The organism is Micromonospora sp. NBC_00389 (genome assembly GCF_036059255.1).
Lineage (GTDB): Bacteria > Actinomycetota > Actinomycetes > Mycobacteriales > Micromonosporaceae > Micromonospora.
Map to the genome: position 1 here is coordinate 850,917 of NZ_CP107947.1, position 12,423 is coordinate 863,339.

Annotated in this window: 12 protein-coding genes; 8 read left to right on the forward strand and 4 right to left on the reverse strand. The window is 70.9% G+C overall.

Features of this window, described 5'->3' with window-relative positions:
* Positions 1 to 46: 46 nt before the first annotated feature.
* On the reverse strand, positions 47 to 1,102 hold the full coding sequence (locus OG470_RS04090) for a hypothetical protein (RefSeq protein WP_328420898.1): 1,056 nt from the start codon (positions 1,100 to 1,102) through the stop codon (positions 47 to 49).
* 241 nt (positions 1,103 to 1,343) lie between these two features.
* On the opposite strand from OG470_RS04090, the gene OG470_RS04095 reads away from it, so the two are divergent.
* The 7 genes from OG470_RS04095 to pstB all read left to right on the forward strand — a co-directional run bounded on the left by OG470_RS04095 (position 1,344) and on the right by pstB (position 8,477).
* Entirely contained in the window at positions 1,344 to 2,063 is a 720-nt protein-coding gene (locus OG470_RS04095; RefSeq protein ID WP_328426127.1) for a winged helix-turn-helix transcriptional regulator, read from the forward strand.
* 155 nt (positions 2,064 to 2,218) lie between these two features.
* On the forward strand, positions 2,219 to 3,082 hold the full coding sequence (locus tag OG470_RS04100) for a polysaccharide deacetylase family protein (RefSeq protein WP_328420900.1): 864 nt from the start codon (positions 2,219 to 2,221) through the stop codon (positions 3,080 to 3,082).
* A gap of 51 nt (positions 3,083 to 3,133) precedes the next feature.
* The gene (gene mshD / locus OG470_RS04105) at positions 3,134 to 4,060 is read left to right on the forward strand and encodes a mycothiol synthase (RefSeq protein WP_328420902.1); all 927 of its coding nucleotides are present in this window, start codon (positions 3,134 to 3,136) and stop codon (positions 4,058 to 4,060) included.
* A 305-nt stretch (positions 4,061 to 4,365) separates the two neighbouring features.
* Positions 4,366 to 5,472 carry a phosphate ABC transporter substrate-binding protein PstS gene (gene pstS, locus OG470_RS04110; protein WP_328420904.1) on the forward strand — a complete coding sequence of 369 codons (1,107 nt, stop codon included), beginning with the start codon at positions 4,366 to 4,368 and terminating at the stop codon, positions 5,470 to 5,472.
* A 34-nt stretch (positions 5,473 to 5,506) separates the two neighbouring features.
* A complete protein-coding gene (gene pstC, locus OG470_RS04115; RefSeq protein WP_328420906.1) occupies positions 5,507 to 6,598 on the forward strand; it encodes a phosphate ABC transporter permease subunit PstC in 1,092 nt (363 codons plus the stop codon).
* Positions 6,595 to 7,683, forward strand: coding sequence for a phosphate ABC transporter permease PstA (gene pstA, locus OG470_RS04120; protein WP_328420908.1), 1,089 nt, complete (start codon positions 6,595 to 6,597; stop codon positions 7,681 to 7,683). Before pstC ends, pstA begins: the two co-directional genes overlap by 4 nt.
* 17 nt (positions 7,684 to 7,700) lie before the next feature.
* On the forward strand, positions 7,701 to 8,477 hold the full coding sequence (gene pstB / locus OG470_RS04125) for a phosphate ABC transporter ATP-binding protein PstB (RefSeq protein WP_328420910.1): 777 nt from the start codon (positions 7,701 to 7,703) through the stop codon (positions 8,475 to 8,477).
* Between the two features lie 200 nt (positions 8,478 to 8,677).
* Here the strand turns inward: pstB and OG470_RS04130 are convergent, their stop codons facing one another.
* Positions 8,678 to 9,511, reverse strand: coding sequence for an NUDIX hydrolase (locus OG470_RS04130; protein ID WP_328420912.1), 834 nt, complete (start codon positions 9,509 to 9,511; stop codon positions 8,678 to 8,680).
* A 207-nt stretch (positions 9,512 to 9,718) separates the two neighbouring features.
* On the opposite strand from OG470_RS04130, the gene OG470_RS04135 reads away from it, so the two are divergent.
* The gene (locus OG470_RS04135) at positions 9,719 to 10,687 is read left to right on the forward strand and encodes a Gfo/Idh/MocA family protein (protein ID WP_328420914.1); all 969 of its coding nucleotides are present in this window, start codon (positions 9,719 to 9,721) and stop codon (positions 10,685 to 10,687) included.
* Between the two features lie 59 nt (positions 10,688 to 10,746).
* On the opposite strand, the gene OG470_RS04140 is transcribed toward OG470_RS04135, so the two are convergent.
* Both OG470_RS04140 and OG470_RS04145 read right to left on the reverse strand, forming a co-directional pair.
* Positions 10,747 to 11,754 (reverse strand): inorganic phosphate transporter, encoded by a 1,008-nt coding sequence (locus OG470_RS04140; protein ID WP_328420916.1) that lies wholly within the window; start codon positions 11,752 to 11,754, stop codon positions 10,747 to 10,749.
* A gap of 4 nt (positions 11,755 to 11,758) precedes the next feature.
* The gene (locus OG470_RS04145) at positions 11,759 to 12,385 is read right to left on the reverse strand and encodes a DUF47 domain-containing protein (protein ID WP_053655020.1); all 627 of its coding nucleotides are present in this window, start codon (positions 12,383 to 12,385) and stop codon (positions 11,759 to 11,761) included.
* Positions 12,386 to 12,423 lie beyond the last annotated feature (38 nt).

Sequence of the window (12,423 nt, forward strand, 5' to 3'; positions counted from 1 at the left end):
GCGCACCACCCGTAGGTACCCGACCGGTCCCGGGCTCAACCGTGACTCAGAGAAAGAGCATGCACATGGCGTACGCGGCCGGCGCGGCCAGGGCGAAGCCGCCGAGCGGACCCTGCATGTGCCGGGCGACCCACATGGTGGGTGGCTCGCCGGCCATCAGCCGGCCCGCCTCCGCGTACCCGACGGCGAGGTCGGAGAGGACGGCGGTGACCGCCGCGACCAGGCCGATCACCGCAGCCCGCGTCGGCGTGAAGGGTGCCACCAGGTAGCTGCCGAGCATCGCGCTGACCAGCGTGCCGACCATCGCGCCGGCAACCACGCCGGCGGCGCCCCGGGGGACCTGCGGGGCCAGCCGGGGCCAGGGCAGCACCGCGTCGGTGAGCCGGGCGACGGTCAGCGCGACCCCGCTCGCGGTCAGGCAGACCGTGATCGCCTGGGTGCCGGCCGGGATCCTGCTGAGCACGATCAGGGTGCCGAAGGCCACCACTCCGACCACGATGAGCAGCGTGGCGCCGAGCGAGTCGGTGACCCGGACCCGGTCGACCCGTCGGACCAGCTGACCGAGCACCGCGGCGAGGAACCCGCCGGCCGCCAGGTAACCCAGGGGCGCCAGGCCGGCGACGTCGGTCTGCACCGCGGCGATGTCGACGACCGCGGCGACCGCGGCGCTGACCCCGGCGACCAGCAGCAGCGCCGGTGGACGCATGGCCATCGTCCAGGCGAGCACGAACAGCAGTTGGACGCCGAAGATGATGAAGGCGAACGGCAGCCGGTGACCGGGGCCCGAGGTCTGCGCGCCGAGCACCAGGCCGACACCGAGCAGTGCGGCGAAGCCGGCGATGGTCAGCGCCAACGAACGGCGCACCTCGACCGGGGGTACGACCTCCTCCTCCGGCTCGTCGATCTCGTCTTCGGAGCGGCGGGCCGGCTCGCCGGCGCGGCGTGCCCGGCGGGGCCCACCCCGCTCGCGGCGGTTGCCGTCGATGACAGGCGGGCCGGTACGCGGCGCAGGCGGGTGACCACGGGTCGGTGCGGCCGGGCCCGGGCGGGGCCCGTCGGGCCACGATTCGCGGCCGGCGTCGGGCGAGGTGGAGGGAAACACGCCCCGATCGTGCCAGACCGACCGCCCGACGCGGTGGTCACGGGTTTCAGCAACGTTAAAACCTGTGCCACGATCAGGGGCAAGCTGGACAAACGGGAAATTGCCTGACGGCACAGCCAAGGCGATCGGTTAGGCTCAACGCGTTACCCGCCCGTCAGCGACGCCGGGACCACGCAATTTCTCAGCGCACTCCCCCGTGAGTGTGTCTGGTCGCGCGCGGCCGAGCGCCGCCGGGACGGAGGTGATCGTGGAGATCCTGCTGCTGGTGACCGCACGCGCAGGGGAACCGTCCGCTGTTCTGCCGGCACTCGACCTGCTGCCGCACTCGGTCCGCACCGCACCGCGCGACGTCCGCACCCTGGTCGCGGGCCCCAGCCCCGACGCGGTGCTGGTGGACGCGCGGTCGGAGCTGAGCGAGGCCCGGGCGACCTGCCGGATGCTGCACGCCACCGGGCTCGGGGTGCCGCTGGTCGCGGTGGTGACCGAAGCCGGCCTGATCGCGTTGAACGCGGACTGGGGCGTCGACGACGTCATCCTCGCCGCGGCCGGCCCCGCCGAGGTGGAGGCGCGACTGCGGCTGGCGGTGGGCCGGCTGAGCAACGCGACCGCTGGCGCCGGCGGCTCGATCCGGGCCGGCGAGCTGACCATCGACCCGGACACCTACGCGGCCAAGCTGAAGGGGCGCCCGCTCGACCTCACGTACAAGGAGTTCGAGCTGCTGAAGTTCCTGGCCCAGCACCCGGGCCGGGTGTTCACCCGGGATCAGCTGCTGCGCGAGGTCTGGGGCTACGACTACTTCGGCGGCACCCGCACGGTGGACGTGCACGTCCGACGGCTGCGCGCCAAGCTCGGCTCGGAGTACGAGTCGATGATCGGCACCGTCCGCCAGGTGGGTTACAAGTTCGTCGTACCGCCCTCGCGGTCGCTGCCCGAGGCGGAGCACGCGCCGCTGCCCGTCTGATCCGCACCCAGGCGGGGAACGATTCCCCGTATGCCCTTTTGGCGCAGCTCGTCAGTTCTATTCTGACTGCCGGGTTTGTCGGAGAAAGGGGCGACGGTGCGCGCAGTGACCACGGGGACCACGGGCCGGCGTGACCGGTCAGCCAGGCGGAAGCCGTGAAGTGGAGCAACCCGACCGTCCGGGCGGCGGGAATCGTGGTGTTGGTGGTGACGGCGCTGCTCGGCTCGGCATACGTGCTGGGCCGCAGTCTCATCCCCGACCAGCCTCAGCGGCAGGGGACCGGGGTCAACACGAACGCCGACGGGCCGTACTACGCCGACCAGCCCACCGACGACGCGTCCAGCGCGGCCCCGACCACCAGCAGCGGCCCCGCCCAGGCCGGTCAGGACGGGTCGGGGCGGGACGCCGAGGGCGAGAAGCTGTTCGGCGCGCACTCCACCACCGGCACTCCACGGCTCGCGCTGACCTTCGACGACGGACCGGACCCGCGATACACCCCGCAGGTGCTCGCCACGCTGCGCGAGTTCGACGTCAAGGCCACGTTCTGCGTGGTGGGCGAGAACGCCCAGGCCCATCCCGATCTGATTCGGGCGATCGTGGCCGATGGGCACACCCTGTGCAACCACTCCTGGCACCACGACGTCACCCTGGGCAATCGTTCGGCGGACACGATTCGCGCCGACCTGTTGCGGACCAACGAGGCGATCCGGGCAGCGGTGCCGGACGCGCCGATCGTCTGGTATCGCCAGCCCGGCGGCGCCTGGACCTACCCTGTGGTGTCGATGGCGCAGCAGCTCGGCATGACCGCGCTGCACTGGTCGGTGGACCCGGCGGACTGGGAGGCCCCCGGCGCCTCCAAGATCGCCGCGTCAGTGCTCACCCAGGCCGAACCAGGATCGGTGGTGCTGCTGCACGACGCGGGTGGGGACCGGCAAGGCACGGTGGACGCGCTGCACCGGATCCTGGCCGACCTCACCGGACGGTTCGAGCTGGAGGCGCTGCCCACCGACCCGACGTGAGCCGGTCGGGGATCCCGGCCGACCGTCGTCCCCGGCGACTACGGTGACGGGATGAGCAGCGCGGAGCCGACCAGCGACCAGGTGACCCGGACCGACCGACTGGCCCCGGCGGAGATCGCCGACGTGCTGGCCCTGGCCCGCTCCGCAGGCGACACCGACGGCGCGGACCCGCTCGACGAGCACGTCCTGCTCCGGCTTCGTGATCCCAGTGCGCCGGCCGTGCACCTGATCGCCCGCGCCGACGACGGCACCCTCACCGGGTATGCGCACCTGGACACCACCGACCCGGTCGGCGGGATCGGGGTGGAGCTGGTGGTGCACCCCGCGTACCGGCGGAGGGGCACCGGGCGGGCGCTGGTTCGGGGCGTGCTCGCCTCGGCCACCGGGCCGCTGCGGGCGTGGGCGCACGGCGACCACCCGTCGGCCGCCGCGCTCGCGGTCGACCTCGGGTTCACCCGGGTGCGGGTGCTCTGGCAGCTACGCCGGCCACTGGCCGCCCCGCTGCCCGAGCCGCGGCTGGCCGATGGGGTGGTGCTGCGCGCGTTCCGGCCGGGCGCGGACGACGCGGCCTGGCTGGCCCTCAACGCGCGGGCCTTCGCCGAGCACCCCGAGCAGGGTCGGTGGACCTCGGACGACCTGCGGGTCCGCCTCGCCGAGCCGTGGTTCGACCCGGCCGGCTTCCTGCTCGCCGAGGAGACCGCCACGGGCCGACTGCTCGGCTTCCACTGGACCAAGGTGCACGAGCGCCCGGGGTCGGCCCGGATCGGCGAGGTGTACGTGCTCGGCGTGGAACCGACCGCGCACGGCGGCGGGCTCGGCCGGGCGCTGACCACCGCCGGGTTGGCGTACCTGCGGGACCGGCGAGGGCTGGACCGGGTGATGCTCTACGTGGACGACTCGAACACCGGCGCGGTGGCGCTCTATGAGCGGCTGGGCTTCGCCCGCTGGTCTGCGCACATCAACTACCACCTGGGCTGACCAGCGGAGTTGACCTCCGGGCAGCCGCTGCGACCGGGTCACCGGCGGGTAACGGCCACGCGTCGGCGGGATAACGCCTAACCGGAAATATGAGCATACTTCCGACAGGTGTACCCGAGTTCACTTAACGGACAACCCACCCTCAGCAAGCGGTCACCTCGAGGGGCGTACGTGTTCACCTCGCGTTCACTTGCGACCGGCGAACCGGCTACCTGGCACTTCTAACTTTCGTGTCAGCCGGTCAGTGCCGGTCCTCGGGCCCCGGGATCGGGGCGCCAAGTCAGACGCGAAGGGAAACCCCTCAGGTGAAGCTCCAGCGGTACGGCACTCTTGCCTGCCTCGCTCTCGCCGCGACGCTCGGTCTCAGTGCATGCGGCTCGGACAACAACGAGCCCACCTCCAGCGCCAGCGCTTCGGGCTCGGCCGCCGCGGTCGACTGCGCCACCGGCACGCTGAACGCCCAGGGCTCGTCGGCGCAGAAGAACGCCATGGCCGAGTGGATCAAGGCGTACCAGCAGAAGTGCCAGGGCACCACGATCAACTACGAGCCGACCGGCTCGGGCGCCGGCATCCAGGCGTTCATCGCCGGGACTGCCGACTTCGCCGGCTCCGACTCCGCGCTCAAGCCGGAGGAGCAGCCGCAGGCTGACGCGAAGTGCGTCGGTGGCAAGGCCATCCACCTGCCGATGGTGATCGGCCCGGTTGCCGTCGCCTACAACGTCAGCGGCGTGGACAACCTCCAGCTCAAGCCGGCCACCCTGGCGAAGATCTTCGCCGGCAAGGTCACCAAGTGGGACGACGCGGCGATCAAGGCCGACAACCCGGGCGCCACCCTCCCGGCGACCACCATCCAGACCGTCCACCGTTCGGACGAGTCGGGCACCACCGACAACTTCACCAACTACCTCTCGAAGACCGCCGAGGCCGACTGGACCCTCGGTAAGGCCAAGCAGTGGAAGGGCCCGGGCGGCACCGGCGCCAAGGGCTCGGACGGTGTGGCCAGCTCGGTCAAGGGCGCCGACGGCTCCATCGGCTACATGGAGTGGTCGTTCGCCGAGAACGCCGCTCTGAAGATGGCCAAGATCGGTAACGGCAACGGCGAGTTCGCCGCGCTGACCGCCGAGGCGGCCGGCAAGACCATCGCCGGCGCCAAGGTCGAGGGCCAGGGCGACGACCTCAAGCTGTCGATCGACTACAACACCAAGGAGGCCGGGGCCTACCCGATCGTCCTGGCGACGTACGAGATCGTCTGCAGCAAGGGCCTCCCGGCCGACAAGCTGCCGCTGGTCAAGGGTCTGCTGGGCTACGCCGCCAGCACCGAGGGCCAGGCTGCCATGACCGAGTTGGGCTACGCCCCGCTGCCGGAGAGCGTCCGCACCAAGGTCGAGGCCGCAGTCAAGAACATCTCCTGACCGACACCACTCCGCAACCGAATCGAGCGAGCAGATGGGTGACACCCCACCCCGCTCGGCCGACGCCGGCACCGGCGGGACGCGCGTGACCCAGAGTCACGAGTGGCCCGCCGGTGCCTCGGCGCGTGTGGCCGAGGCACCAGTCAGCACCCGTTCCCCGGGCGGCACCGGGCTGGGCGGCGGCGGCGCGCTGCCGCGCAGCCGTAAGTTCGGCGCCGAGCGGGCCTTCCGCGGTCTCACCCTGGCCGCCGGCACCGCCGTTCTGGTCATCATCGCCGCCATCGCGATCTTCCTGGTCGCCAAGGCGGTGCCGGCCCTGCGCGCCAACACCGAGAACTTCTGGTCCTACGAGGGCTGGTCCCCCAACGAGGCGCAGCCAAAGTTCGGCATCGGTGCGCTCGCCTTCGGCACCGTGCTCAGCTCGGCGCTGGCGCTGCTCATGGCGGTACCGGTCGCACTCGGAATCGCGCTCTACCTCTCGCACTACGCGCCCCGCCGGCTGGGCACCGCGCTCGGCTTCCTGGTCGACCTGCTCGCCGCCGTGCCGAGCGTGGTTTTCGGCCTCTGGGGGCGGGACATCTTCATCAACCCGGTCCGGGATTTCTCGGTCTGGCTGAACAAATACTTCAGCTGGCTCCCGATCTTCGGCGGCGACGGCCCGTTCGGTAAGTCGATCATGCTGGGTGCCCTGGTACTCGCGATCATGGTGTTGCCGATCATCACCTCGCTCTCCCGCGAGGTGTTCCTCCAGACGCCGACCGCGAACGAGGAGGCCGCCCTCGCCCTGGGTGCCACCCGCTGGGAGATGCTCCGCACCGCAGTGCTGCCCTACGGACGCCCCGGCATCATCGCCGCGGTGATGCTCGGGCTGGGCCGCGCCCTCGGTGAGACCATCGCCCTGGCGATGACCCTCGGCATCACCTTCGGCGTCTCGTTCAACCTGATCCAGAACGGCGGCAACACCATCGCCGCCAACATTGCCAACGCGTTCGGCGAGGCGAACGAGACCGGCCGGGGCGCACTCATCGCCTCCGGCCTGGTGCTGTTCGCCATCACGCTGATCGTCAACATCACGGCGCGGGCGATCATCTACCGCCGCCGGGAGTTCACGGAGTCGGCCGCATGACCACAACCGTCACCTCCCACCGCACTCGTCCGCCGGCCCAGCCTCCCTCGCTGCGGGCTCGGCGGCTGCCCTGGTACGCCGCACCGGCCATCGCCGTGGCGGCCCTGGCGCTCTCCGCCGTGATCGTCTACGGCACCGGCACCGGCGGCCCGGTCCTCGTGGTCGCCCTCGGCGCAGTGCTCTACCTGGTCGGGCTCTTCGCCGCGGCGAACGCGGTCGAGGGGCGCCGGTCGGCCCGCAACCGCACCTGGAGCGCGTTGATCCACTCCGCGTTCGTGCTGGCGGTGCTGCCGCTCGTGTCGGTGGTCTGGACGCTGGTCAGCAAGGGCGCCGAGCGGCTGGACCTCAACTTCTTCCAGACCTCGATGAACAACATCGGGGCCCGAGACACCAACGGCGGCGCGTACCACGCGATCATCGGCACGCTGGAGCAGGTCGGCGTCGCCACCCTGATCACCGTGCCGCTCGGCATCCTCTGCGCCATCTACGTCGTCGAGTACGGCCGGGGCAAGTTCGCCTTCGCGATCCGGTTCTTCGTGGACGTGATGACCGGCATCCCGTCGATCGTCTCCGGCCTCTTCGTGCTGGCGTTCTGGGTGCTGGTCGTGTCGCCGTGGTTCAACGACGGCCGGCCGAGCTTCTCCGGCTTCGCCGCTGCGCTCGCGCTGAGCGTGCTCATGCTGCCCACCATCGTCCGGTCCACCGAGGAGATGCTCCGCCTCGTCCCGGCGCCACTGCGCGAGGGCGCCTACGCGCTCGGCGTACCCAAGTGGAAGACCATCCTGCGGGTGGTGCTGCCGACGGCGCTGCCCGGCATCGTCACCGGCGTGATGCTCGCCATCGCCCGTGCGGCCGGCGAGACCGCGCCGGTGCTGCTGGTCGCCGGCGGCGGTGCCGCGATCAACACCAACCCCTTCGAGAACAACCAGTCGTCACTGTCCCTCTTCGTCTACCAGCAGGCCGGCGACGCGTCGAGGTACGCGCCGGCACGGGCATGGACCGCGGCACTCACCCTGGTCGCCCTCGTGCTCATCCTGACGATCGGGGCGAAGCTGCTGGCCCGTCGTAACAGGCTCAGCCGATGAACCCCGGAGGTTCCACCATGGCCAAGCGCGTCGCAGCCTCGAACGTCACCGCCTACTACGGCGGCTTCAAGGCGATCGAGAACATCAACCTGACCGTCGAGCCGAAGACGGTCACCGCCCTGATCGGCCCGTCCGGTTGCGGCAAGTCCACCTTCCTGCGGTCGATCAACCGGATGCACGAGGTGCTGCCGGGGGCCCGGGTCGAGGGCAGCCTGACCATCGACGACCAGGACATCTACGACCGGGACGTGGACGTCACCGCGGTTCGGCGCATGATCGGCATGGTCTTCCAGCGGCCGAACCCGTTCCCCACCATGAGCATCTTCGAGAACGTGGTGGCCGGGCTGAAGCTCAACGGCGTTCGGAAGAAGTCGATCCTGGAGGACGCGGCCGAGAAGGCACTGCGCTCGGCGAACCTGTGGGACGAGGTCAAGGACCGGCTGGGCAAGCCCGGCGCGGGCCTCTCCGGCGGTCAGCAGCAGCGGCTCTGCATCGCCCGGACCATCGCGGTCGAGCCGCAGGTCGTGCTGATGGACGAGCCCTGCTCGGCCCTGGACCCGATCTCCACGCTGGCCATCGAGGACCTGATGTTCCAGCTCAAGGACAAGTTCACGATCATCATCGTGACGCACAACATGCAGCAGGCCGCGCGGGTGTCGGACCGGACCGCCTTCTTCTCGATCGAGAAGACCGGCGACCCGGGCCGGCTGATCGAGTACGACAACACCCAGAAGATCTTCAGCAACCCGAGCGTGAAGAAGACCGAGGACTACATCACCGGCCGCTTCGGCTGAGCCGTCCGCAACCGGTCACCGGCGCCCCGCCCACCCGGCGTGGGCGCCGGTGTCGTATCCGATGTCGCCCGTGCGCCGCCACCTCCAAGATCGTGCTCGAACATGGAAGTAATGGCCTCCGTCGCACGACGACCCCACTACTTCCTGGATCGAGCGCGATCTTGGGGGGCGAGCGCGGCGGGGGGGGTGGGGCGGGGTGCTCAGCCGAGCACGAAGCGGGGCTCGCCGTCGGGCGGCAGGTCCAGGCGGGGGGTGATCGGGGTGGCGGCGTCCCGGCTGGCCGCCGCTCGCGCCACTCCGGCCAGATCGCCGGCCGCCGCCACCTGGGCCAGCGTGACCAGGGTCGGCGGCAGCATGGTCAGCTCGCCCGCCTCGGCCCGGGCCAGCGCGTCCGCCGGGCGAACCCACAGGGTGTGGTCGGCCTCGCCGGAGACGTCCCGGGTCCGCTGCCCCTCGGGCAGCAGGGCGACGAAGAAGTACGTGTCGAAGCGGCGCGGCTCGAACTCCGGCGTGATCCACCGGCTCCACGGCAGCAGCAGGTCCGACCGTAACGTCAGGCCCCGGTCGGCGAGCAGCGCCGCGAAGCCCAGGCGACGCCCCTCCAGGTCCTGCCGGGCAGCTTCCCAGTCGTCGCCGCTGACGTCGCCCACCACGGTCGCCGGGTCCGGGCCGGCGAGCAGCACGCCCGCCTCCTCGAAGACCTCCCGGGCGGCGGCGCAGACCACCGCCTGGGCGGCGTCCGGGGCCACCCCGAGCCGCCCCGCCCACTCGCTCGGCGCCGGGCCGGCCCAGTCCAGGTGGGCCTCGGAGTCGGAGCGGTCCACCCCGCCGCCGGGGAAGGCGTACATCCCGCCGAAGGTCATCGCGGCGACCCGGCGGATGACGTACACCTCGAAGTCGGCGCCGGTCGGGCGGAGCAGCAGGACGGTGGCCGCGACCCGGGGCACCGCCGGGGTGCCGCCCTCGGCCTGGAACCGGCGGGCGTGCTCGACCAGGGCGGCCGGGGCGGCGAAGCCGTCGCTGTCGATCGTCATGCCGCGAGCCTAGTTCCCCGCGACGCGGCTACCGGGAGCGCGCCCAGCCCACAAAGCGGGGTTCGGCTCCGTATCGGCGATGTCGGGGTGTCCTGGTCGCGGGATACCGCGATGTCGCCGACACGGAGTCGATCACGATCAGGCGCGCACCCCGGGCAGGCATGGCCGGCGAGCCAGCGGTTCACCTGGCTGGGCTAGCGTGCCGACATGACTCGTTGGGGCATCCTGGCCACCGGCCACATCGCCAGCCGTTTCGCCGAAGACCTCCGGTTGGTGCCGGACGCCGAACTGGTCGCGGTCGGCTCCCGCGCCGCCGACAGCGCGCAGCGCTTCGCCGAGAGGCACGACGTTAAGCGCGCCTACGCCTCCTGGGTGGAGTTGGCCGCCGACCCCGAGGTGGACGTGATCTACGTGGCCACCCCGCACGCCGCGCACTACGAGGCGGCCATGACCTGCCTGACCGCCGGGCGCCCGGTGCTGCTGGAGAAGCCGTTCACCCTCGACCTGGCCACCAGCGCCGAGTTGGTGGACACCGCCCGTGCCGCCGGGACCTTCCTCATGGAGGCCATGTGGATGCGGACCAACCCGATGATCCTGCGGATGGTGCAGCTGATCGCGGAGGGCGCGATCGGCACGGTGAGCAGCGTCCGGGCCGACTTCGGGGTGTCCGGGCCGTTCCCGGCGGAGCACCGCATGCGGGCCGCGGCGCTGGGCGGGGGCGCCCTGCTCGACCTGGGGGTCTACCCGATCAGTCTGGCCCACCTGCTGCTCGGTGTGCCGCAGCAGATCCGGTCCTGGGCGCAGCTCGGCCCGGAGGGGACGGACGAGAACACCGGCATCCTGTTCGGCTACGACACCGGCGCGCTGGCCACCCTGAGCTGCGGCATGGTCGGGTCGAGCGGGCAGACCGCCTCGATCACGGGCACCGCGGGTCGGATCGACCTGGCGGAGCCGTTCTTCCGGCCGGGTTCGCTGGTCCTGCACCGCGACGGCGCCGAGCCGGAGACGATCACCGCCGACACGGTCGGTAACGGCTACCAGTACGAGGCGATCGAGGTGCAGCGCTGCCTGGCCGCCGGGCTGACCGAGAGCCCGCTGGTGCCGCACGCCACCACGCTTGAGGTGATGGCCCTGCTGGACGCCGTACGCGAGCAGATCGGCGTGCGGTACGCGTGAAGAAAGGGCCCCTTGTCAGCTGACAAGGGGCCCTTTCGTCGTGATGCGACGGGGTGCGGTCAGCCGAAGAGCGGCCGGACCAGCAGGTAGGTGAGGCAGGCGATCAGCGCGGCGGCCGGGAACGTGACGATCCAGGCGATCACGATGTTGCCGGCGACGTTCCAGCGGACCGCGGAGAGCCGCTTGGTGGCGCCCACGCCCATGATCGCCGAGGTGATCGTGTGGGTGGTGGAGATCGGCGCCTTCAGCACCAGGGCGTTGAAGTAGAGCACCGCGCTGGCCACCGTCTCGGCGGCGAAGCCCTCCGGCGGGCCCAGATCGATGATCTTGCGGCCGAGGGTGCGGATGATCCGCCAACCGCCGGCGTACGTGCCCAGCGCCAGCATCGTCGCCGAGGTCCAGAACACCCAGCCGGGGATGTGGGACTTGTCGTCCTGGAAGCCGCCCGTGTACAGGGCGAGAACCACGATGCCCATGGTCTTCGCGGCGTCCTGCATGCCGTGGCCGACCGACATGGCGGCCGCCGAGGCGGTCTGCGCCCATCGGAAGCCCCGGTTGAGCTTGCCCGGCTGCCCCTTCCGGAACAGCCAGAGGATGGCCAGCATCAGCAGGTAGCCGAGGGTGAGACCGACGATCGGCGAGAGCACCATCGGCAGGATGACCTTCTCGCCGATGGTGGCCCACTGCACGATGCCGCCGGTGGACAGCAGGGTCGCGCCGACCAGGCCGCCGAAGAGCGCGTGTGACGACGACGAGGGCAGACCGAAGTACCAGGTGATCAGGTTCCAGGCGATGGCGCCGAGCACCCCGGCGAAGACCACCCCGAGGCTGGCGACCCCGGTGGGCAGGGTGACCAGGCCGTCGCCGACGGTCTTGGCCACCCCGGCTCCGAAGTGGGCACCGACGAAGTTGCCGACGGCGGCGAGCAGCAGGGCGATCCTGGGTGTCAGCGCCCGGGTGGAGACGCTGGTCGCGATCGCGTTGGCGGCGTCGTGGAAGCCGTTGGTGTAGTCGAACGCCAGGGCCACCGCGATCACCGCCAGCACGGCGATGAGTTCGGGGGTCACAGGCTCAGGACTCCTTGACGGCGATGGTCTCGACGGTGTTGGCCACGTGCTCGAAGGCGTCGCAGGCGGCCTCCAGCTCGTCGGCGACCTCCTTCATCTTCAGCACCGTCAACGCGTCGTACTCGCCGGAGAAGAGACGGACGAGCAACTGCCGGTTGATCCGGTCGCCCTCGTTCTCCAGCCGGTTGCACTCGATCCAGTAGTCCTCGAGGTCCTTCATCGACTTCAGCCGCGGCATCGCGTCGGCGGTCAGCTTGGCCTGCTGGTCGAGCACGTTCACCATCTCGTGCAGCTCGCGGGGAAGCGCCGGGAGCTCGGTCAGCCCGTACAGGTAGAGCAGGTCGCCGACCGCCTCCAGGTGGTCCATCACGTCGTCCAGCAGCGAGCCGAGCCGGTAGATGTCCTCCCGGTCGAACGGCGTGATGAAGGTCGAGTTGATCTTCTTGTAAAGGTCGTGGGTGATCTGGTCGCTGTCGTGCTCGACCTCGGTCAACCGCTCGCTGACCGACTGCACATCGACGCCGGGCAGGGCCAGTTCGTTCAGCAACGCGGTGCCCCGGACCAGGTTCTGCGCGGCCCTGGTGAAGAGCTCGTAGAAGGCGCCCTCGGTGGGGCGGAAGGAAAACTTCACAGCACAGACCTCGTCGCGTCGGTGGAAGGGTGGCGGTG

Bases quoted from the DNA above. Each gene is read 5' to 3' on its own strand.
- mshD (WP_328420902.1), top strand. From the start codon at position 3,134: ATGAGCAGCGCGGAGCCGACCAGCGACCAGGTGACCCGGACCGACCGA.
- pstC (WP_328420906.1), top strand. From the start codon at position 5,507: ATGGGTGACACCCCACCCCGCTCGGCCGACGCCGGCACCGGCGGGACG.
- pstA (WP_328420908.1), top strand. From the start codon at position 6,595: ATGACCACAACCGTCACCTCCCACCGCACTCGTCCGCCGGCCCAGCCT.
- pstB (WP_328420910.1), top strand. From the start codon at position 7,701: ATGGCCAAGCGCGTCGCAGCCTCGAACGTCACCGCCTACTACGGCGGC.
- OG470_RS04130 (WP_328420912.1), bottom strand. From the start codon at position 9,511: ATGACGATCGACAGCGACGGCTTCGCCGCCCCGGCCGCCCTGGTCGAG.
- OG470_RS04135 (WP_328420914.1), top strand. From the start codon at position 9,719: ATGACTCGTTGGGGCATCCTGGCCACCGGCCACATCGCCAGCCGTTTC.